Source organism: Hyphomonas pacifica (assembly GCF_000682675.1).
GTDB lineage: Bacteria > Pseudomonadota > Alphaproteobacteria > Caulobacterales > Hyphomonadaceae > Hyphomonas > Hyphomonas pacifica.
This window is the reverse complement of record NZ_AWFA01000007.1, coordinates 43,875-63,966: the sequence shown is the minus strand read 5'-3', so window position 1 is coordinate 63,966 and position 20,092 is coordinate 43,875. Positions and strand designations below refer to the sequence as shown.

At 54.0% G+C, this 20,092-nt stretch carries 22 protein-coding genes; 14 read left to right on the top strand and 8 right to left on the bottom strand.

The genetic code is table 11. The annotated features are described in order from the left end of the window. Nucleotides 1-7 precede the first annotated feature (7 nt). Genes ccoO through ccoS form a run of 7 tightly spaced genes read left to right on the top strand, consistent with a single transcriptional unit; the run spans nt 8 to nt 6,180 of the window. On the top strand, nt 8-778 hold the full coding sequence (ccoO, locus tag HY2_RS03595; protein ID WP_034824795.1) for a cytochrome-c oxidase, cbb3-type subunit II: 771 nt from the start codon (nt 8-10) through the stop codon (nt 776-778). A gap of 11 nt (nt 779-789) precedes the next feature. Next, a complete protein-coding gene (locus HY2_RS03590; RefSeq protein ID WP_034824793.1) occupies nt 790-951 on the top strand; it encodes a cbb3-type cytochrome c oxidase subunit 3 in 162 nt (53 codons plus the stop codon). After that, entirely contained in the window at nt 944-1,828 is an 885-nt protein-coding gene (ccoP, locus tag HY2_RS03585) for a cytochrome-c oxidase, cbb3-type subunit III (protein ID WP_034824791.1), read from the top strand. Before HY2_RS03590 ends, ccoP begins: the two co-directional genes overlap by 8 nt. 8 nt (nt 1,829-1,836) lie before the next feature. After that, a complete protein-coding gene (gene ccoG, locus HY2_RS03580; RefSeq protein WP_051594676.1) occupies nt 1,837-3,306 on the top strand; it encodes a cytochrome c oxidase accessory protein CcoG in 1,470 nt (489 codons plus the stop codon). Further along, nucleotides 3,306-3,818, top strand: a complete 513-nt coding sequence (locus HY2_RS16600) for a FixH family protein (RefSeq protein ID WP_081814895.1) — start codon at nt 3,306-3,308, stop codon at nt 3,816-3,818. Before ccoG ends, HY2_RS16600 begins: the two co-directional genes overlap by 1 nt. A 2-nt stretch (nt 3,819-3,820) precedes the next feature. Continuing rightward, complete coding sequence (locus HY2_RS03570; RefSeq protein WP_233346116.1) at nt 3,821-6,031, top strand: heavy metal translocating P-type ATPase; 2,211 nt, start codon at nt 3,821-3,823, stop codon at nt 6,029-6,031. Continuing rightward, entirely contained in the window at nt 6,031-6,180 is a 150-nt protein-coding gene (gene ccoS / locus HY2_RS16990; RefSeq protein WP_064773864.1) for a cbb3-type cytochrome oxidase assembly protein CcoS, read from the top strand. Before HY2_RS03570 ends, ccoS begins: the two co-directional genes overlap by 1 nt. A gap of 22 nt (nt 6,181-6,202) precedes the next feature. Here the strand turns inward: ccoS and HY2_RS16595 are convergent, their stop codons facing one another. Genes HY2_RS16595 through HY2_RS03555 form a run of 3 tightly spaced genes read right to left on the bottom strand, consistent with a single transcriptional unit; the run spans nt 6,203 to nt 7,665 of the window. Beyond that, nucleotides 6,203-6,766 carry a MotE family protein gene (locus HY2_RS16595; RefSeq protein WP_146617154.1) on the bottom strand — a complete coding sequence of 188 codons (564 nt, stop codon included), beginning with the start codon at nt 6,764-6,766 and terminating at the stop codon, nt 6,203-6,205. 31 nt (nt 6,767-6,797) lie between these two features. Beyond that, a complete protein-coding gene (locus HY2_RS03560) occupies nt 6,798-7,316 on the bottom strand; it encodes a hypothetical protein (protein ID WP_034824787.1) in 519 nt (172 codons plus the stop codon). A gap of 1 nt (nt 7,317) precedes the next feature. Next, nucleotides 7,318-7,665 (bottom strand): flagellar basal body-associated FliL family protein, encoded by a 348-nt coding sequence (locus HY2_RS03555; RefSeq protein ID WP_158533988.1) that lies wholly within the window; start codon nt 7,663-7,665, stop codon nt 7,318-7,320. Nucleotides 7,666-7,949: 284 nt separating this feature from the next. Here HY2_RS03555 and fliF point away from each other — a divergent pair, with 284 nt between their 5' ends. From fliF to HY2_RS03530, 5 genes are read left to right on the top strand one after another with little or no spacing between them, the layout of a single operon-like run. Beyond that, nucleotides 7,950-9,479 carry a flagellar basal-body MS-ring/collar protein FliF gene (gene fliF, locus HY2_RS03550; protein WP_034824784.1) on the top strand — a complete coding sequence of 510 codons (1,530 nt, stop codon included), beginning with the start codon at nt 7,950-7,952 and terminating at the stop codon, nt 9,477-9,479. Continuing rightward, the gene (locus tag HY2_RS03545; RefSeq protein ID WP_034824782.1) at nt 9,472-10,041 is read left to right on the top strand and encodes a hypothetical protein; all 570 of its coding nucleotides are present in this window, start codon (nt 9,472-9,474) and stop codon (nt 10,039-10,041) included. Before fliF ends, HY2_RS03545 begins: the two co-directional genes overlap by 8 nt. Nucleotides 10,042-10,043: 2 nt before the next feature. Beyond that, on the top strand, nt 10,044-10,367 hold the full coding sequence (locus HY2_RS03540) for a FliM/FliN family flagellar motor switch protein (RefSeq protein ID WP_034824780.1): 324 nt from the start codon (nt 10,044-10,046) through the stop codon (nt 10,365-10,367). Continuing rightward, on the top strand, nt 10,351-11,136 hold the full coding sequence (gene fliP / locus HY2_RS03535; protein ID WP_051594673.1) for a flagellar type III secretion system pore protein FliP: 786 nt from the start codon (nt 10,351-10,353) through the stop codon (nt 11,134-11,136). The genes HY2_RS03540 and fliP overlap by 17 nt, the downstream gene beginning before the upstream one ends. Beyond that, on the top strand, nt 11,133-12,242 hold the full coding sequence (locus tag HY2_RS03530; RefSeq protein WP_034824778.1) for a FliG C-terminal domain-containing protein: 1,110 nt from the start codon (nt 11,133-11,135) through the stop codon (nt 12,240-12,242). Before fliP ends, HY2_RS03530 begins: the two co-directional genes overlap by 4 nt. A 48-nt stretch (nt 12,243-12,290) precedes the next feature. Here the strand turns inward: HY2_RS03530 and HY2_RS03525 are convergent, their stop codons facing one another. The 5 genes from HY2_RS03525 to HY2_RS03505 are packed head-to-tail and all read right to left on the bottom strand — an operon-like array spanning nt 12,291 to nt 18,074. Continuing rightward, nucleotides 12,291-13,400, bottom strand: a complete 1,110-nt coding sequence (locus HY2_RS03525; RefSeq protein ID WP_034824776.1) for a flagellar basal body P-ring protein FlgI — start codon at nt 13,398-13,400, stop codon at nt 12,291-12,293. Between the two features lie 4 nt (nt 13,401-13,404). Further along, complete coding sequence (locus HY2_RS03520) at nt 13,405-14,385, bottom strand: flagellin (RefSeq protein WP_034824774.1); 981 nt, start codon at nt 14,383-14,385, stop codon at nt 13,405-13,407. A 1-nt stretch (nt 14,386) separates the two neighbouring features. After that, nucleotides 14,387-15,835: a flagellar hook-associated protein FlgK gene (flgK, locus tag HY2_RS03515; protein WP_034824772.1), complete on the bottom strand. Its 1,449-nt coding sequence runs from the start codon at nt 15,833-15,835 to the stop codon at nt 14,387-14,389. A gap of 28 nt (nt 15,836-15,863) precedes the next feature. Next, a complete protein-coding gene (locus HY2_RS03510) occupies nt 15,864-17,168 on the bottom strand; it encodes a flagellar hook protein FlgE (RefSeq protein WP_034824770.1) in 1,305 nt (434 codons plus the stop codon). 45 nt (nt 17,169-17,213) lie between these two features. Next, a complete protein-coding gene (locus HY2_RS03505; RefSeq protein ID WP_051594672.1) occupies nt 17,214-18,074 on the bottom strand; it encodes a flagellar motor protein MotB in 861 nt (286 codons plus the stop codon). A gap of 502 nt (nt 18,075-18,576) precedes the next feature. Between HY2_RS03505 and HY2_RS03500 the strand changes: the two genes are divergently transcribed. After that, a complete protein-coding gene (locus tag HY2_RS03500) occupies nt 18,577-19,161 on the top strand; it encodes a FliM/FliN family flagellar motor switch protein (RefSeq protein WP_162173277.1) in 585 nt (194 codons plus the stop codon). Nucleotides 19,162-19,205: 44 nt separating this feature from the next. Beyond that, complete coding sequence (gene motA / locus HY2_RS03495) at nt 19,206-20,072, top strand: flagellar motor stator protein MotA (protein WP_034824766.1); 867 nt, start codon at nt 19,206-19,208, stop codon at nt 20,070-20,072. The last annotated feature ends 20 nt before the right edge of the window (nt 20,073-20,092 follow it).

Genomic DNA, 20,092 nt, shown 5'->3' with positions numbered 1-20,092 from the left:
CTGACCCATGGGACTTATGAATAAGCACGTCGTTTTGGAGCGTCATTCCCTGCTCCTTACAATCTGCATACTCATCGTCGTGTCCATCGGCGGGATCATTCAGATGGTACCCCTGATGTACATGGACAACACGATCGAGCGTGTGGACGGAATGCGGCCCTATACGCCGCTGGAGCTGGCTGGTCGTGATATCTACGTCCGTGAAGGATGTTATGTCTGTCATAGCCAGATGGTCCGTCCACTGCGTGATGAGGTGGAGCGGTATGGTCACTACTCTCTGGCTGCAGAGAGCATGTACGACCATCCTTTCCAGTGGGGTTCCAAGCGGACAGGTCCTGACCTGGCCCGCGTGGGTGGCAAGTATTCTGCCGAATGGCAGGTTGACCACCTGAAGGACCCTCGCTCTGTTGTGCCGGAGTCTGTCATGCCGCCTTATGCCTTCCTGGCAGACAAAACGCTGAAGTTTGATGGCATCAAAGATCGCCTGAAGACAGAGCGCCTGGTTGGTGTGCCGTACACAGATGAGATGATCGAAAATGCCAAGGTGCACCTTGTTGCCCAGGCGGATCCGGACAATCTCGGATATGACGATGTCGATGGCCTGGTTGAAGCCTATACGGCAGCATCCGGTCGCGAAGGCACTGTTGAGGCCCGCGATTATGATGGCGATCCAACCCGGATCACCGAAATGGATGCCCTCGTAGCCTACCTGCAGATGACTGGCACACTGGTGGATTTCTCCACCTATGAGGCCGGTGATCTGAAGAACCGTCGCTAAGGAGACTTGCCATGTATGAGATGCTTTCGAGTTTCGCTCAAACAGGCGGCATGATCTACTTCGTGTTGTTGTTTGCAGGTGTTCTAGCCTACGCCCTGTGGCCGCGTAATCAGGAGAAATTTGACGCTGCGGCCCGGATGCCTCTTTCCGATAAGGAACCTAACGATGACTGATCAAAATAAAGACATCGACACCCATAGCGGCACCGAAACCACGGGCCACTCATGGGACGGAATCAAGGAGCTGAATACGCCCTTGCCTCGCTGGTGGCTGATCGTCTGGTATGCCACGATTGTCTGGGCGATCATTTACATGATCCTGATGCCCGCCATTCCGGCACTACCGGGTATGGGCACCAACACACCGGGTCTGCGTAACCAGTCCGACCGTGACAATGTTGCGGTTGCTGTTCAGGAGCTGCGTGACAAGCGAGCTGCAAGTTCAGCAATCTTACTGGATGCTAGCTTGGAGCAGATCGAGACTGATCGTGAACTTCAGCAGTTTGCCCTTGCCATGGGTGACAGTCTGTTCGGTGACAATTGTGCTACCTGCCACGGCTCTGGTGGGCGCGGTGCCAAAGGCTACCCAACTCTCGCAGATGATGTCTGGCTTTGGGACGGGACGCTGGATGGCATTCAGTACACGATCACGCATGGTATTCGTGATCCCGAGAATCTTGACACAAGATTTTCCATGATGCCGCGCTTTGGCCGTGATGGTCTTCTTGAAGCGGGCCAGATTGATGATCTGGTAGAGTATGTTGTGGATCTGTCTGGCCGTGAGGCCGACGGTGCTGCAGTAGAGCGTGCTACCCCAATCTTTGCCCAGCAATGTGCAAGCTGCCATGGTGAAAACGGCAAGGGTATGCGTAATGTCGGGGCACCAAATCTCACCGATGCCGACTGGCTGTTCGGCGGCAATCGCGACGATATTTACAACACGATTTACAATGCCCGTAATTCTCACATGCCAGCCTGGGAGGGCCGTCTTGACGATGCCTCCATCAAGGCCCTGGCAGTCTATGTCCACTCTCTGGGTGGCGGAGAATAGAGGATCAAATGGTTGAACTTTTAGGTCCCCATAACAAGACCTCGAAAGAGGGGGCGTCGGCACCGGCGCCCCCTCAACACGAGGATCTTTATGCCAAGCGGCGTCAGATTTATCCAAAACTCGCGCACGGCAAGTTCCGGACGATCAAGTGGATCGTCATGGCACTAACCTTGGGGGCCTATTACATTGTACCGTGGATCCGCTGGGATAGGGGAGAGGGTATTCCCAATCAGGCGGTTCTTGCGGATTTTGCTGGAGAGAAATTCTATTTCTTTTGGATACAGATCTGGCCGCAAGAGGCTTATTATATTGCAGGTTTGCTGATCCTTGCTGCCTTGTTTTTATTCCTTGTAACGTCTCTATTCGGACGAGTGTGGTGTGGATACACCTGTCCGCAAACTGTTTGGACAGATCTTTATATCTGGGTTGAGCGCGCCTTTGAGGGTGACCGTGCGGCCCGTATGCGGCTCGACAAGGCACCTTGGAGCTTCAACAAAGTCTGGCGCAAGCTGGGCAAGCATATTGTCTGGCTGATTATCGCCTTCTGGACGGGTGGTGCCTTCATTCTTTACTGGCATGACGCGCCTACTGTGGCGAAGGGGTGGTTCACTGGCGAAGCGCCGCTGTCTGCTTATTGGTTTGCCGGCATCCTGACCATGACGACCTATTTCCTGGCCGGCATGATGCGCGAGCAGGTTTGTACCTATATGTGCCCGTGGCCGCGTATTCAGGGGGCCCTGACAGATGAGGATGCCCTGAATGTAACATATCGCTATGACCGCGGTGAGCCACGTGGTCCTAAGCGTAAGGACCAAGACTGGGAAGGCCGGGGTGATTGCATTGACTGTAATCAGTGTGTGCAGGTCTGCCCGATGGGTATCGACATCCGCGATGGGTCACAGCTGGAATGTATCCATTGTGCACTCTGTATTGATGCCTGCGATGAAATGATGGTGCGTATTGGTCGGCCTAAAGGCCTTATTGCCTATGACACCGACACCGCTGTAACGGCGCGCGTGGAAGGCCGCAAGCCGCCGAGATGGCACCCGTTCCGCGTGCGCACGATTCTTTATGCGGCTCTGATGGCGGTCATCGGTGGCATCATGGTGTTTGGCCTGATGACGAAGTCTACTTTCGAAGTGAACGTCCTGAAAGACAGGTCTCCACCCTTTGTGCGTCTGTCCTCTGGTGACTATCGTAATGGCTATGCGCTGAAAGTCGTCAACAAGGATACAGATGCCCGTACGCTCATCCTGAAAGTATCTGGTATTGAGGGTGCAACTGTCTCGGTCATTGGCATGGAAGATGATCTGGATGGCGAGTTCGAGCTACCTGTAGATGCCTATGGCGTGGACCGGTACCGTCTTCTGGTAACCGCGCCCGCTGGAGAACCGCGTCGTACACTCATCTTTGAGACGACAGATCCGGAAACTGGCGAAACGACACGGAATAGCGTACCGTTCCAAGGAGCTAAGTAATGAGTGTTCAGGATATGACTTCCAGCGAACCGTCTTCCGGTAAGCGTCTAAAAGGGCGCCATGTATTGATGTATTTCATGGGCTTTTTCGGGCTCATGTTTGTGGTGAATGGCATTTTTCTGGAAAAGGCGATCACGTCTTTTCCAGGTGAGGATGTTGAAAAATCCTATTTGCAGGGGCTAAATTACAACTCGACCCTGGCTGCACGCCAAGCCCAGAGTGAACTGGGCTGGCAGGCCCAGGCGGGTCTTGAGGACGGTGTTGTCCGCTTCCATCTCGAAGACGCCAAAGGAAACGCGCTCAGCACTATGCATGTTGGCGCTCTCCTGAAACATGCTGCAAATGCGACACTCGACACACCAATAGAGCTGTCCTCGATTGGCAATGGGGATTATGTGGCAGACCTGCCGGTTGAGCTACCGGCTGGAAAATGGACCTTGCAAGCCACTGTCCAGGCAGAGGCTGAGGGTGAAACTCTCTTCACTGCGAGCAAAACGCTGCTGATACGATGAGCATGATGGCTGACCCGCTGGAGAGGGGGTGTCCGTCGGGGCTCGCGCCGCCGACAGAAGACCGTGCGAGCGACTTTTCGGCCTTTGTACGCGAAACTGGCCGGGAAAAAGCCCTCTCCCTATCTGTGCGCGGGGCAAAGTGTGGAGGGTGCCTCTCCAAGATTGAGGGGGCTCTCCAAGCGCTGCCGGGCGTCACGGCGGCGCGCATGAATTTGTCCACAGGGGCAACAGACGTCCGTTGGACTGGATCACTCGATCCTAACCGGGTTGCGCAAACCGTGCGGGATCTGGGTTATGGTGTGTCTGCTCGTGCTGAGGCGAACGATGCGGATCTGCACAAGGCAGAAGAGCGCAAGCTGCTGGTCGCCATGGGTGTTGCTGGCTTTGCGGCGGCGAACATAATGCTGCTGTCTGTCTCTGTCTGGGGCGGGCATGGTGAAATGGGCGAGGCGACCCGACGCGGCCTGCATGCGATCTCAGGCCTGATTGCCCTGCCAGCAATTATCTTCTCAGGACGACACTTCTTCAGTTCTGCATGGTCTGTCCTGCGCAAGGGCAAGGCCAACATGGATGTGCCTATCTCGCTGGCGGTCATTCTGGCGTTTTCAGTCAGCGTCTGGGCCACAATCAAAGGAGCAGAGCACGCCTATTTTGATGCGTGCGTCATGTTGCTCTTCTTTTTGCTTATCGGCCGCTTTCTGGATGCCCGTCTGCGGCGCCGGGCGTATTCGGCGGCCCTTGATTTGGCCTCGCTACAAAATCGCTCCGTCAATCGACTGTCTGCCAATGGCGAGGTAAATGCCGTTAGGGCTGCAGAGGTTGTGGCGGGTGACAAACTTTTGCTTGCCGCAGGTGAGCGGGCGGTCGTGGACATGACCATTCTGGACGGTGCCAGCGAAATTGATGAGAGCCTTGTGACCGGCGAAAGCCTGCCGCGGCTTGCAAGTGCTGGCAGCACGCTGTTTGCAGGTTCCGTCAATCTTGGTGCACCTCTTACGGGGCAGGCTTTGGCTGGTACGGAAGATTCCCTCCTCTCAGATATTGCTCGCATGATGGAGGCAGGGGAGCAGCGCCGCAGCGGCTATCGCAAGATAGCAGATCGTGCTGTCAGCCTGTATGTGCCTTTCGTGCATACGACTGCAGCATTGGCCTTCCTGGGTTGGCTGATGCTGGGAGCGGGCGTTGAACATGCCATCATGATCGCCGTAACGACGTTGATCATCACATGTCCCTGCGCCTTGGCGCTGGCAGCACCTGTGGCCCAAGTCGTGGCCTCTGGTCGCCTGTTCAGGAAGGGTGTCTTCCTCAAATCCGGAGATGCATTGGAGCGTCTGTCGGAAATTGATCACATTGTTTTCGACAAGACAGGTACGCTGACCCTCGGTGAGCCTGAATTGATGGATGTAGACAGTATTCCTGCTGACATACTGGTCATGGCAGCGTCTTTGGCGCGGGCCAGCCGTCACCCGTTGTCGCGCGCACTGGTCGCCGCGGCAGGGCCGGGTCATATGGCAGCCAATGTAAAGGAACAGCCCGGGCTTGGTCTTGAAGCGGAGATTGACGGTAAGATCTGTAGATTGGGATCTGCAGACTGGACGGGAGCACCACAGGACGCTGCCAAAGGCCCTGTCCTGTGGTTCACCTGCGGCGATGATGCGCCAGTGCGATTTGATTTCCGCGATACCGCTCAGGCTGGCACGCGCAAGACGGTCGAGACGCTTCAGGCAAAGGGCTACGAACTGGAAGTTCTGTCCGGCGATCGAGAAGAAGCGGTTGCGGCAGTTTCCCGTGATGTGGGCATCAACCGCTGGACCGCTTCTGCATCACCAGCCGTGAAAGTGAAGCGCCTCGAAGCGCTGCGCGCTGAGGGTCATAATGTCCTGATGGTCGGAGATGGTCTGAACGATGCCGGTGCGCTGTCCTTGGCTCATGCGGCACTTGCACCTGGCACAGCCATGGATATCAGCCAGTCTGCCAGTGATGCGGTGTATAGTGGCGGCCCGGAAAAAGTGCCCTTCATCCTGGAGACGGCCAAACGCGCGCAGAACATTACACGGCAGAATTTCGGCTTGGCTGCCATCTACAATGTTATTGCGGTGCCGATCGCCGTTACCGGCCACGTGACGCCGCTGGTGGCCGCCATTGCCATGTCGGCCTCCTCCCTTATCGTGACGCTTAATGCGTTGCGTATTGAAGCCGGAGGCCGGAGCTAATGGAAATCATTATCTATCTTATCCCGGTCGCGCTTTGTCTCGGCGCTGCGGGGCTCGCCGCTTTTATCTGGTCGGTGAATTCGGGCCAGTATGAAGACCTTGACGGGGCCTCTTACCGGATTCTGGAAGACGAAGACAAACCACTCTGAGGCACTTTGAGATACGGAAGCCTTATGGATTGGCCAGGGCTTCGCGGACATCCTTGTTTTGCGATGCCAGCTTTACACTGACAATGTAGGCTTTATCGCTCTGCATGTTGGCCATGATTAGACCCGCCTGGTCGCTGGGAATGAGCCGTAGAAAGCCGGCCGCGAAGCCTGGGTCCATCTGATTGAAGATGCTGGCCGCCTGATCGGGCTTCATGGCTCCATACATCTGTGCCAGATGCTGAATGTCCTGATTGGCTGTTTCAGACATTTTTTGCCATTTCTGGTCCAGTTCCACCTGGATAGCCTTCAGGTCTTCTGCCTGCTGGTCCAGCTCCAGCTTCCGGTTTTGAACTTGGATCTCTTCATCCCGCAGGTCAGCGATACGCTGTTCGATATTCTTCTGATCTTGCTCCAAGGCCTCGGCCATGTCGTCGCTGAAGCAAATGTTCCGGACCTTGTCTGTTGAATCCACACTATAGGCTGTAGGCAGGGCGGTTGGTGCCAGGCTCGCCTGTGCCTTGTCATGCTCGGTTGTCGCAAAGGCTTGAGGCAGCCAGCGTGTTCCGCCGGCTAACGTGAAGAGCACACCAATTGTGAGCAAGACGTTGGTGCGTCCGTTACCGTTTTTGCCCATAGCTCTCATAAACCTTTTTCTGGATGCCCTGTTCCTCTTCGTCGAAAAGGAATTCCGAGCTGTTGAAATTTGATACCGCGCGTCCAGTTAGTGTTTCGAGACGCTCAATCAGTTGTTTGATTTCCATGATACGGCTGCCAGACTGCGTTACTGCATCGCGCATGGTCTTTCTGAGGTCCGCTTCAGCAGATTGATAGCGACGGGATGTTTCGGCCTCTTTCACTTCAATGGCGTGCTTGAGTTCAGACAGGCTTATCGTCGCTTCGGAGGCTTCCTGAAGCAGTGCGCTTAGCCGGACCGCGATCTCTTTGGCCTGGGTCTGTGTCTCATTGCGTGCGGAAGATACCGCCGCCACGGATTCAGACATGGCGCGGATCGTCGCGCCCAGGCCATTGCGCGTGTTCTGCAGGGCCTTCAACCGACGGCTGAGAATGGCACAGTAGATGCAGGCCGCGAATGAGACCAGGAAGAGTGCGATATCTGAGGGCTGTAAAGGCATCATCTTAACGCAAAAGGAATTCGGTTATCAGCACGCCATTGGAAGCGTCCGCACCCAGCACGATCTCTGATCTTCGGGAGAGTTGTTCTCTCATCTTCGGATAGAAATCGGCGGATTCGAATTCCGAGAGCTGCAACGCTCTCAAATATCCAACGAACGCATCTACCAGCATAGGCTCGGCTTTCTTGACCGCGTTAACGTGATCCTTGTCAGAGATCACGGACATCTTGATCTTCACGTAGCGTGTAGCAGGTGCATTTCCTATCGTAACGAGAATATCCTGCAACTCTACATAGGCGTGATCCTCAAGCGCCAGGGCATTGTGACCTGCAGCCTCAGAGGAGTCGGACACACATGCAAGAGCGATGGGACTGGCTTTTGGTGACACAAAGAAGACTGTAGCAAATCCACCTATTGCGCAGGCGCCGCCTAACACGATGAGTTGCATTAACCCACCGCCCGACGAACCCCTTTCCGGGACAGTCGTATCGGAGTCAGAAGCCACAATTTACCCTTCCCCATAAAGAATTTGCACCCAGAGCTGATTATTAATGTCTGGGTAAAGGAAGCGTTAACAATTTCACGGAAAATCTTAACCAATAGGGTAGGTGGAGTTGGGACCGGGGTTTTGGTCATATGAAGTTGGTGGAAACACTTAAAGCGCTTTCCATGGCGCAGAAGCTTGCGCTTGCTGGCGCAGTCGCAGGTGTTGTCCTCGCGATGACGATGCTCGTTCAGGGTGCAGTCAAGCAGCCCATGGCGCTTCTGTATTCCGGCCTTGACCCGATGCACACGGGGGAGGTGATCGAGGAACTGGAAAAACGCGGTGTTGAATACGCAATTCGAGGCGAAGCGATTTTCATTCCCCAATCAGAGCGTGATTCGGTACGCTTTTCCCTCGCCAAGGACGGTCTTCCCCAGCAATCCGTGCGCGGATATGAGCTTCTGGATGATGTGAATGGATTCTCTGTTACATCGGAAATGTACAATGCAGCATATTGGAGGGCCAAAGAAGGGGAGCTGACCCGTACCATTCTTGCCATTCCTGGAGTTGCGTCTGCGCGGGTGCATATCGGAACCAGTCTGAGATCGGGCTTTTCCCGTTCCAGTCCCCCTCAGACGGCCTCCGTCACGCTGGTTTCGAGTGGTCAGATAAGTGCCAGTCAGGCTGAAGCCATTCAGTATCTGGTGGCTTTGGCGGTCTCAGGGCTGGACCCAAAAGATGTTGCAGTCATAGACCCCAAGCGGGGAATGCTTGTAGGCCCGAATGTTGACAAGATGGAAGAGCCCGGCATCGTCGCCGAAAGCCAGTCAAACCGACTGGAGCAGAAAATAATGCGCTTGCTGGAGGCACGTGTTGGGCCGGGGAATGCCAGGGTATCTGTGACGGTCGATGTAAATCGTCAGCGGCAACGTGTTTCCGAAGTTGTGTATGATCCCAACTCTCGTGTTGTCCGTAATCGGACAAGCAATGATGTCAGCGAATCCAGCGGGGGTCCAGACAGTGGCGTAACTGTGGCCAGCAACTTACCGCAGGGTGCTGGTGGGCAGGGCGGCAGCTCTTCCAGTACAGTACGAAATTCCACGGAGAGTGTCGCTTACGATATTAATGAGACCCGGAAAGAAACAGAAACTTTGCCGGGCGAGATTGAGCGCGTATCAGTCGCTGTACTGTTGAATGGGCAAGTGCTTGGCATTGAGGAAGGCTCACCCGATGCAGCGGCCCTGACACGTAGCCTTGTTTCTGACTTTGAACAATTGATCCTGTCGGGAGCCGGCTTGAACGCGGATCGGGGCGACTCTCTGACGGTTGAGCTTATGCCTTTTCAGGAAATGGAAGTTGCCGAGCTGACGCCAGCGCCAAGCTTGGCGGAGCGTTTGCTGGAGCGGTATTTCTGGACTGGGCTCCAGGCTGTTCTTCTGGGGCTGGTCGTTATTGTGCTAGCTTTTGGCGTGCTACGACCCTTGCTGTCACAGCGTTCCAAACCAGTTTCGGGCGCAGATTTGGCTCTTACAGGAGCTGGTCAGTCGAGTGCCGAATTAACGGGTGATGCCCTTGATCCGCTGGACTACCTCAGATCCTACACGCGCGAACGCCAGGATGAGACAGCCAACCTGCTTCAGGAGTGGCTGAATGAGGACCGGAAGGCGCTTGTTAATGAGTGAGTCTCCGTTCGCCAGCCTGCCCCGCTTTGATGAGGCGCACTATGGTAGCAGCGCCTTGGAGGAAGCTGCTACACATGAGATCAGTGCACCCCCTCCCCAGCATGCACTTCCTTCAGAAGAACCAGTCGCTACCAAACCCGAACTTGATCCGAATGTAGCACTTCTGATGAAGCGATTATCTGATGAGGTCGCCGCCGCCAATGAGCGAGTTCTGCATCAGACGAAACAATGGGTGATTGCCATTGCTGAAAAGCTTTTCCCGGAACTCTCCAAGGCATGCCTGGCGGATGAAATCGCCCGGCAACTGCCAGAGCTTCTGCCAGAGGGGGGCAACCGGATGGAAATCAAGGCGGGTGAGGCCTTGGCGGAGGACTTACAAAATATCCTTCAGCAGTCAGATCGAATTTCCAGTGTATGCACGATCGTTCCACAGCGGAACATGTCAGGTCAAACGGTCGAAGTTTCCTGGGTAACCGGAGGCCTTGAAATGGATTTTGATGGCCTTCTGGCTGCATGTGTCAGTCGTGTTCAGGCCGTGCAGCTCAGCAAAGAGGATTCCTAGTCATGGCACTTCCAGAAATCACGCCGACTGAAGAAAATATGATCGAGCAGGATGAGTCTTCTGCTGTCGGAAAAGTATATCGTTCGATTTACAATGTGCCTGTGAATGTTGTGGTTTCTATCGGCCAAAAACGTTTGACGGTTTCAGAGATTTTGGAGTTGCGACCTGATTCCGTGATTGCATTGTCCGCGCGGATTGAAGACCCCGTATCTTTAACGGTTGATAATCGTCTTATCGCACGGGGTGAACTGATAGAAACGGATGAAGGAGGCCTTGGAATAAAGATCACGGAGATCGCGGAGGATCCTGATGCCAAGAGTACATGACGTTTTGCCACGTCCACTCATAGGTCTGATCTTACTCGGTTTGCTGCTCATTCTCGTCAGTCCTGCTAATGCGCAGGAGGCGGATCCCAATCAGTTATCCTCCATTGCAGACGGTTTTCTGTCAAACAATGGCGAGGGAGGCCTGAGCGGTTCCGTTGTTGTCCTGTTTGTACTCGTCACAATCCTCAGCCTAGTGCCGGGAATTGCGATGATGGTGACATGCCTGCCATTCATGATCATTGTCTTCTCGTTTCTCCGTCAGGCAATCGGCGTGCAACAGGCCCCGCCAAACATGTTGATCATGGCACTTGCTATGTTCCTGACTTTTTTCGTGATGGAGCCAACCTTCATGGAAGCATGGAGGGAAGGGATATCCCCCTATATGGATGGTACGATCAATGAGGCGCAGGCATGGACAGCCGCGACGACACCCTTTCGGGAGTTCATGACGGCTCGTGTCGACCCAGAGACAATTCCGGTCCTTGCAGATGCTGTGAACCGTCCTGTGGTGGAGGGTGAAGAGCCAACCTTTGCACTCTTGTCCACTGCCTTCATGCTGTCAGAGATCAAACACGCCTTTCAAATCGGGTTTGTGATTTTCCTGCCTTTCCTGGTCATTGATCTGGTCGTTTCATCTGTCCTGATGGCTGTGGGCATGATGATGGTGCCGCCGACTGTGGTTTCTCTGCCGTTTAAGGTAGGATTCATAGTTCTGGCCGATGGCTGGTTGAAGATTACTGAAGCGCTACTGAGAGGGTATACGGGATGAGTATTGCCTTAGAGCAGAAGCAAGCTGTGCCGCGACCTGCTGCAACAAACGCCATTCAGCCGGCGGGCAGCGCTCGTGTGACTCATCTAACCCGTGCGCAGAGGGCAGCGGTTGTTATTGCCGTGCTTGGGGAGGCTGAAGCTCGGCCTATTGTTGAGAAGCTCGACGATCGCACGATGTCACGAGTTGCAGCCGCTTTGGAAACCATCTCCGTTCTGGATAAGCAGGAACTGGCCGAGATTGCCATGGATTTCCTGAAGGAGATGCGCGCAGCGAGCGGATCATTTGCTGGCGGACAGAACAAGGCTCGCGAAATCATTGCCAATGTCCTTGATCAGGGCCGGTATGAGCAGATTTATGGCTTGTCTAATGAGGCGGATGACGCAGATCCTGAGTCTGATGACACCTGGTCACGCCTTGAACGGCATGATGCGCGGCAGGTTGCAACATATTTCCAGACGCTAACCCCCAACATAATTGCGCTGCTTTTGCGGAAGCTAGATGTTTCTGTCGCGTCTGAAATTATCGGATTTCTGGATAACGAACTTTTGGATCCGGTTATCGGTCATCTGGTGGAGGATGAGGCTCCGGATCAGGAAATTTATTCAGTGCTGGCGCATATGGTTGAGATGGAGCTCCTCAATAATACGGAAGCTGAGACGCAAGACGATACCAGCCACCTTGAGGCTGTAGGTGAAATTCTGAGTCTCATTCCGGGTGACAAAAGGGACCGGGTTATCGCGTTTCTCAACAATGAACATGAAAGTAAGATGCGCAGCATTGAGCGTGTCATGTTCACAATTGATAGCCTTCCTGAAATCCTGCCGCGCAGTATCGTGCCGGTTGTGTTCCGTGAGTTAGGCGAAGACAGCATGACTCAGCTTCTGGCCAGTTTGAGAAATGGCGGAGCAGGTGTATCGGAATATCTTCTGGGGAATATTTCTTCGCGCTTGGCAGACCAATATCGACTGCAAATGGAAGATATTGCCCAGATGTCTGCAGAAAAGGCCGAGAAAGTGCAGAGGCAGTTTCTCATGTCCCTGATGATGCTCAAGCGCCAAGGTGGCATCAGCATTGGAAAGACAGATGAGGCAGAAGCCGTCTAAGGGCGCTCTGCCTTCAGTTTTCAAATAACTGGCAATTATTTTCTGTCTTTAGCGGATGATTAGATCCGCATGCAGTGCACCGGCTGCTTTCATAGTGCGAATAATATCTGCTGTTTCCTGAGGCGTGACGCCAAGGGCATTGAGGCCGGAGATAAGCTCCGAGAGCGTTACATTTGGTTCCAGCATGGCAATATTCTTGCTGCCGGTTTGGCCGATGGTGATGCTGGAGCGGGGGAGAGTGATGGATTCCCCGCTGGCAAAAGGATTCGGCTGGGAAACAACAGGGCTCTCAACGACCTTGATGGAGATATTTCCTTGCGCAATCGCCACTTTGGAAATGGTCACATCTTCACCCAAGACAATTGTTCCGGATTTTTCGTCAATGACGATACGTGCGGGTACCGACACGCTAACGGGAAGGTTCTCGATGTCTGCAAGGATGCGTGACGGGGAGCCCTGAATGCCCCGCAGGTCCAGATCAACTGTTCCCGGGTCACGCATGAAGGCGACCTGCGCTCCATAAGCGCCATTGATGGCATCTTCAATCCGGGCGGCCGTCGTAAAGTCAGGGTCACGAAGCGCTAGCACCAAGCTTTCGCGACGATTGAAATCATAGCTAATTTCGCGTTCTACGCGAGCCCCGTTTGGGATCGCGCCTGTTGTCGGCGTGCCGCGCGTTTCGCGGGCGGCCTGTGCCTGCACATCCAGGCCGGAGACAATAATGCTGCCTTGGGAAACCGCGTATACCTCATTGTCGGCACCCTTAAGGGGCGTAAGGATGAGTGTGCCACCTTCCAGACTCTTGGCGTCACCAATGGAGGACACAGACACATCAATTGTAGAGCCATTTCGAGCAAAGGAGGGAAGGGTGGCTGTGACAAGAACTGCCGCTGCATTGTTCGGCTTAATGTCCTCACCCTGAACATTTACACCAAGACGCTCCAGCATGTAGGTGAGCGTGTCTTCCGTATAGGGAGAGTTTCGAACTGTATCACCCGTACCATTTAGGCCAACCACGATGCCGTAACCGATCAGGTCGTTCTGACGGACGCCCTCGACATCCACAACATCCCGAAGTCTGGTTTGGGCTTCAGTTGCTGGAGTCTGAGTGAGTGCGCATAGACAGAACCCGGCGAGTAAGATCAGTTTTCGCAGCATGCTTTTAGCCCAGATAGTTTGTCAGTGAGAGTTTTGAGAGGCGTGCCGTGATGAGGTATGAAGCTTCCAGCATTGATTGGAGCGACTGGAGTTCCGTTGCGGCTTCATATTGATCGCGTGCGGTCATCTGATTGAAGGCCTCTGTCAACAAGGTTTCTTCTGTCGCAAGATTCTTGAGATTTGTGGAGATGCGTTCCTCAAAAACCCCAAGATCTGCTCTGAGGTCCGTGATGCCTGTTTCACTGGAGGTCAGCTTCAGGGATATTGTTTGAACAAGGTCCTTGTAGCCAGTCAGCTCTGACAAAGTCCCGTCAGGACCCGAGGCTGCGAGAACGGCAAGGTCGGAGATCAGGGATTTGATCGCACTGTGATCGGCTGAGACACTTTCCGGATCAGAGGCTATTGTGCTGCCTTTGTAGACATTTTGCAGCCAGCCACCGGTAGGGGAGTCAAAATAGGCGCCTAGCTGAGTCTGGAAATCTGCAGTATCCGTCGCCGTGCTGGCCATTTGCTCGACGTCGTTCATCAGGACGGACGAGTCCGGGAAGGGCTGTGAGGCTGTTGCATCGCCGGAGAAGAGGAAACGCTCACCATATCTAACGTTCAGGGCAGAGAAGATGGTGTCAAGCGCTGTCTTGGCATCTCGTGCTGTGGTTTTGATACCAATATCATGATCTGTGCCGATGGCATTGAGCATATCAGCGGCAATACCGGTTGCACTGTCCTGCAAATTTGTGAGGCTGATTTGCAGCAAATTCAGACGTGAGGCGCGAAGGTTCAGAACATCGCGTTCCGTGTACAGGTCAGTCAGGGCTTTCTGGCCCAGCATGGCCTTCCCGATGCGGCCCGACATGTGTAGTGTCAGGTCTTGGTAACGACCGGTGGTGGCCTCTGTCGAAGTTGTGCCTATCTGTTGCCTCAGTTCAGAAATGTTCTTGCTGAGAGTAGCTGTCATCAGCCCGGATGAGATGGCGAGACGGTCCATATTAGATCTCCATTAGTTTCTGGAGCATTTGGTTTGCGATTTCGATGACACGTGCATTGGCGGCATAGGCCTGCTCAATCAACAGCAGCTCCTGCATCTGCTCATCTACATCCACACCGGTTTCAGAGAGTTCCGCCTGTGCCATGAGGTCGTGTTGCGTTGACGCTGATGACAGAACAGCCTCATTCGACACACGTGATTGCCCGGTTAGGGAGGCGACATGAGCGACCAGTTCAGACATGGAAAACTTGCCTTGAATCCCCCCGGTATTGACGGTGTTCACGGATCTAATGGCATTATGCATGGCGGTAAGTAAGGTGCTGTTACCCTGTGGCCCTTCGCTGGCGGCTCCGACACCATCGCGTAGTCGCCAGATATCTCCACCCTGACCTGGGTCGATGCTGGCGTTCAGGGCAATGCGCCCTGCAAGACCGGTTTCTCCTGGCGTACCTGTATCAACGTAGATACCAAACTCGCCTGGCAATTTGGTCGGATCAATTGAATCGTCAGACAAACGAGAGATCAGGTCTTGCGCGATTGTGTCAAGCTGCTCCCCAAAGGCAGGGAGGTCTGTGTCTCGCAGTGTAAAGAGCGCGCCAAACATACCGCTGGAGATTGCTGCATAGCTAGACGCGCCGGGAGTCAGGTCGAGATCACCGACTCTAAGGCCTGAAAGGTTTCCATTCTCAAGCGTAGCGGATGCGGAAAAAACGTTGGAGGGGGTAAATTCCAGTTGCTGGGCAGTGCCGGCGACGAGGTAAACGCCCTCGCGCGTTACAACATCTACTTTGCCATTGTTGCGGGGAATGACATCAATCGGCAGATACTCTGCAATCGTATCAAGTATTCGCTGGCGCTCGTCGATGAGGGCTGCTGCCTGAGATGTAGAACGATCCATACCCGACAGGCGATTGTTATAGTCCTCAACCTGTTTGAGGGCCGAGTTGACGAATTCGACCCCATCGGCAATCTCGCGATCAGCTTCAGCCCGCTGTTGGCGCACAAGCCCCGACAGATTGTTCAGCTCCTGTGTTACCGCCTTTGCGGAATTGAGGAGGGCAGAAAGCTGGGTGCCAGACTCAGGTGAGGCGACGGCGGAGGACAGGGCGGATTCAAATTTTGATAATTTGCTGAAGAGGCCGGTGCCGTCTGCGGTATCCCCGAACCGGGAAGACAGAACCTGCCACGTGCTGGAGAGAAGACTGGCTTGCGCCACATCGCTGGACAGGCTGCGTCTTTGCGCCGTAAGGGCAGCGTCCTCTGAGCGGCTGATGCCTGTAGAGGCTACGCCGTTGGTGCGAGAACCCACCAGGGTCTCGCCCAACAAAACGGAACGCCGGACATAGCCCGGCGTTGAAGCGTTTGCGACGTTCGTGGCGACAATATCCGCCCTCAGGCCTGAAACCCTGAGGCCGGATTGTGCCGCGTTGATGGCGTGGGAAATACTCAAAGGACCACCCGCCCCTTAGTCTTGCGGATCAGCGCTTCAGATTTGTGGTTTCCTGAAGCATTTCATCAACGGTCTGAACAATCTTCGCATTTGATGAGTAAGCACGTTGCGTTTCAATGAGGTCCGTAAGCTCTTCCGCGATGTCCGTTGTGGATTCCATCAGCGCATAGCCTTCAATGGTCCCAACTGGACCTGTGCCTGCATCCCAGAGATAGAGGTTACCGCTTTCGGAAGAAACAGAGTAGGCTTGACCATCAAGGGCTTGCAGGCCGTTCATATTCGGCACGTCACCTACCGGGATTTGGTACAGTGTGCGGCGGAAGCCGGTATTGTAGACTGCCTGCAGGTAGCCTTTTTCATCAATCTCGACAGATTGTAGGTCACCAATAGGGGCGCCGTCCTTGCTCACATTGGTGGGCGAGAAGGGCGCGGAGAGCTGTGTAATGCCGGCAGAGTCGCTGGGACGGCCGATGAAGACATCTACATTGCCATGCGGGAGTGTCATGGAGACCACCCCGCTTGCCGCGTCATAGGAAACGCCGCCGGACGCCGTTACCGTATCAATACGGCCGCCATTGGTTGGACTGTCAGCGAATGTAATGTCTAAGTCGCCAAGCGAGGTCAGTGGGTCACCCGCACTATCAAATACCTCTACAGACCAATTGTTGCTGGCGCCGGTGGCTGGAACATTTGGTGTGAATTTGAAGCTGAGCGTTTGAGCGCGGCCCAGATTGTCAAAATACTCGATCGGCAGCATGTAGCTTTCGCCGTTGCCGTCTTCTGTCGTCGCATCGGCGGGCAGGTTGATGCCCAGGTCGATGCTCGACGTCGGCGAGGCTGTGTACTGGGAGGCTGAGATGTTTACAGGCTCCAGGCTTGTGCCGCTATTGCGGCTGACATTTCCAATTTCGCCGTCGGAGTTGGCAGGCCAGCCCAACAGGAAGAGCCCGCTCTGAGTACGAAGGTTTCCGTTTTCATCAGCGTAAAAGGAGCCCGTTGGCAGCAACATGAGGCCGCGCTCGGAAGAGAGAGCATTTATGCCTGCACCATCCGTAACCGGAACAAGTCCGCGGCCTGAGACCGCGATGTCTGTTGCATTACCGGTGGAAACCAGAGAGCCAGTTGCCGAAATATCTTTGAAGGATGTCACGCGTACACCACCCGCGGCATAAGCGGCAGATTGCTGCTTGAGAACCATGCTGGAAAAATCGACCTTGCTACGCTTGTAGCCGTAGGTCGATGAGTTGGCGATATTGTCAGAAATTGCGGAAAGGCGGCTCGAATTCGAGTTCAGCCCCATTACCCCCGCATTGAGGGATGAAGAAATGCTCATAGTCGACTCCTACGACAGATATACTCTATCTGTGGAGCGCATTTCTTAATAAGCGGATAACCTTGATTTACTTGTCTCTTCGCCTTCCGTCAGGATGACGATAGAGATACGGCGGTTCTGCGACGCGGACGGATCTTCAGGGGCTAGGGGGTCAGTATCTGCTCTACCTGATACCTCACGTAAACGAGATGGCATAAGGCCCTGTTCAAGAAGTAGTTTGCGAATCGTGTTTGCGCGGTCGGTGGAGAGGTTCCAGTTGTCGTAATTGGCGTCAACCCGGTACTGAAGGCTATCTGTATGCCCCACAATCTTTATGTCGTTGCGGAATTCGGAAAGTGAGCCAGCAATCGAGCCCAATAATTCTTCAAGCAGGGGAGTGGGTTGGCTGTTGCCGACCGCAAAGAGGGGTGAGCTGTCTGAGTCGATAATCTCCAAGACCATACCTTCCGGCGACATCTTGATAAGAAGGTGCTCGGAAAGGCGTTTGGAGTCCTGGCTCAACTCTGCTCTGAGGTTGCGAAGATTTTCGGCCACTTCACCACTGCTCGCATCTTTTCGGTGCTGTATGTCGCCATGAGGAGAGTCAATAGTTTGCTGGCGTGTGCCCCCTGTGCCCATCTTGGCGTATGTCTCTTCAGAGAAGATGGAGGAGCCATTTAGGCCCTCAGATCCACCGCCGGAAATTCGGCTGATAGGGATAGTCGGATTGAAATAGTCGGCAATACCCTTGCGTTGTTCTTCTGTGGTAGCGTTCAGCAACCACATTAGCAGAAAGAACGCCATCATGGCTGTCACGAAGTCAGCATAGGCAACTTTCCAGGCACCGCCATGGTGGCCGTCACCTTGGACCACTTTCTTACGCTTGATAATAATCGGTTGAGTGTTCGCTACCGAATGATCAGCCATGAGAGTCCGCCCAAATTCAAGAATGCCTTTTCTAACAGGCCTGAATCAATTCTTGGATAATACGGCGAAGTGGTTTGCGCCCACCTTGGTAACTATTCAGCAACCAAATTACTGAATTTCTTCCCGAAGGGACTTTATAAAGAAGTGCGGGTTGGATTTGTCTTCTGTACTGCGGAAAAAGATAGGGGCTGGGGGCGGTATTCCCCCATCCGTTCGGGAGTGTGAGGCCCTTTGGCGCACGCTCTCGATAACTGTCGCGCAGTGGGCTCAGGATGTTTATTCCCAGTCTGTCACACCCAAGCTCATTAACCGTAAAGTCCTTATGGGAGGTGAAGCCGCCTCCTATCTCGGTAAAGCCTATGCTTTTCTCCCTTTTGGGGCTCAATCCTCCATCGTGCGGGCTGTCGCGTTGGATCGGAGTGCCGCTGCAAAATATGCTGCGTGTCGGTTACGTCAGGATGCTGGCAGCATGAAGAATGCGCCAGACCTGTTCCTCCGCCTTATGTCAGAGCATGCCGCGCGTAATCTGTGGGCAAGTGCCAGTACCTGCATGTCGAAAGATTTCGTTGCAGCTGGTTCAGCCAAACTGACAGACCTGATCGCGGGCAGCCATGCCCTGGAGGATGAGACATCCTATCTGTTCACGCATTACATGCTAGGTGGTAGCGGAGATGAAGATAGTTGGTTGCTTGAAGGAGATGAAAGTCTGCCGGAAGTTTATTTGGCTTTCCTTTTGAGCGACATTCAAAAGCTTGTGCGAAGGCTACATAAGGAGAGTCTTCCGCATCCACAATCGGGTCAGGATGGGCGCGAGACGCTCCGTAAACGTGTACGGGGGTCCACAGTGGTCCTGGATGCTGTTTTGCATTCCATCCCGATGACGATCGGGGAGTGCTCAAGACTTGAAGTGGGGCAGATCATCACCCTGCCGGAAGTCAAAATGAACAAGCTTGATTTGTGTGCGGAGACCGTGAATGGCTCTTTGCCTATAAGTCAGGGGGAACTTGGGGCCTGGCAAGGGCTGCGGGCACTAAAACTGCACGCGCCTGTACCTGAAGACATCATCAAAGAGATTGCAGAAATCTGAGATCAGCTCTCGCTACAAGCGATGGGGTGAAAGGAGCTTGACAAGTGAACGCGGTAATTGGGCTGGCTGTAACAATCATCATGGTCTTCGGTGGGTATATTCTCGCAGGGGGGCATCTCGAAATCATCACACATGCGCTACCATTCGAGTTGATGATGATCGGCGGAGCTGCGGTCGGTGCATTCCTTGCTGGTAATGACATGACCACGATCAAACATTCCTTTGGGGATGTCGTGGCTGCTTTCAAAGGGCCTAAGTGGAAGAAGTCTGATTACCAGGACCTTTTGTGCCTGATGCATGAGCTTCTCAATATTCTAAAGAAAAACCCTGTCGATATCGAAAATCATATCGAAGCACCGCAAGATTCCGAAATATTTGCGCGCTATCCCAAGATCCTGAAGGATGAGAGCGCGATTGAAATGATCTGCGACACGATCCGTTCCATGATCATGAACTTTGACAATGTGCATCAGGTTGAAGAGCTGCTGGAGAAGCAACTGGATAGCCTTCTTGAGGAAAAGCTCCACGGTTCACATGCTCTGCAGAACATGGCAGATGCTTTGCCGGCGCTTGGGATCGTGGCGGCCGTTTTAGGGGTGATCAAGACCATGTCTTCCATTGATAAGCCGCCGGAAATTCTTGGCGGCATGATTGGCGGTGCTCTGGTCGGTACATTCTTGGGTGTGTTTCTCGCCTATGGAGTGGTCGGCCCGTTTGCAAATCGGGTGAAGTCTATTCGCATTGAAGAGCACAATTTCTACTCCATGATTGGCGAGGTTCTTGTCTCTAATCTGCACAAGAATCCGGTGAACATTTGTGTCGAAGTTGCTCGCAGACACGCTCCCACCCGTGTGCGGCCAACCTTCAATGAAGTTGAAGAAGCTATTCGGGGGTTGAAACAGGTCGCTTGAGACGTTCCCATCTCCCCCTG

Coding starts and splice junctions, on each gene's coding strand:
- ccoO (WP_034824795.1), top strand. CDS start 8: ATGGGACTTATGAATAAGCACGTCGTTTTGGAGCGTCATTCCCTGCTC.
- HY2_RS03590 (WP_034824793.1), top strand. CDS start 790: ATGTATGAGATGCTTTCGAGTTTCGCTCAAACAGGCGGCATGATCTAC.
- ccoP (WP_034824791.1), top strand. CDS start 944: ATGACTGATCAAAATAAAGACATCGACACCCATAGCGGCACCGAAACC.
- ccoG (WP_051594676.1), top strand. CDS start 1,837: ATGGTTGAACTTTTAGGTCCCCATAACAAGACCTCGAAAGAGGGGGCG.
- HY2_RS16600 (WP_081814895.1), top strand. CDS start 3,306: ATGAGTGTTCAGGATATGACTTCCAGCGAACCGTCTTCCGGTAAGCGT.
- HY2_RS03570 (WP_233346116.1), top strand. CDS start 3,821: ATGATGGCTGACCCGCTGGAGAGGGGGTGTCCGTCGGGGCTCGCGCCG.
- ccoS (WP_064773864.1), top strand. CDS start 6,031: ATGGAAATCATTATCTATCTTATCCCGGTCGCGCTTTGTCTCGGCGCT.
- HY2_RS03560 (WP_034824787.1), bottom strand. CDS start 7,316: ATGATGCCTTTACAGCCCTCAGATATCGCACTCTTCCTGGTCTCATTC.
- fliF (WP_034824784.1), top strand. CDS start 7,950: ATGAAGTTGGTGGAAACACTTAAAGCGCTTTCCATGGCGCAGAAGCTT.
- HY2_RS03545 (WP_034824782.1), top strand. CDS start 9,472: ATGAGTGAGTCTCCGTTCGCCAGCCTGCCCCGCTTTGATGAGGCGCAC.
- HY2_RS03540 (WP_034824780.1), top strand. CDS start 10,044: ATGGCACTTCCAGAAATCACGCCGACTGAAGAAAATATGATCGAGCAG.
- fliP (WP_051594673.1), top strand. CDS start 10,351: ATGCCAAGAGTACATGACGTTTTGCCACGTCCACTCATAGGTCTGATC.
- HY2_RS03530 (WP_034824778.1), top strand. CDS start 11,133: ATGAGTATTGCCTTAGAGCAGAAGCAAGCTGTGCCGCGACCTGCTGCA.
- HY2_RS03525 (WP_034824776.1), bottom strand. CDS start 13,400: ATGCTGCGAAAACTGATCTTACTCGCCGGGTTCTGTCTATGCGCACTC.
- HY2_RS03520 (WP_034824774.1), bottom strand. CDS start 14,385: ATGGACCGTCTCGCCATCTCATCCGGGCTGATGACAGCTACTCTCAGC.
- HY2_RS03510 (WP_034824770.1), bottom strand. CDS start 17,168: ATGAGCATTTCTTCATCCCTCAATGCGGGGGTAATGGGGCTGAACTCG.
- HY2_RS03505 (WP_051594672.1), bottom strand. CDS start 18,074: ATGGCTGATCATTCGGTAGCGAACACTCAACCGATTATTATCAAGCGT.
- HY2_RS03500 (WP_162173277.1), top strand. CDS start 18,577: ATGTCAGAGCATGCCGCGCGTAATCTGTGGGCAAGTGCCAGTACCTGC.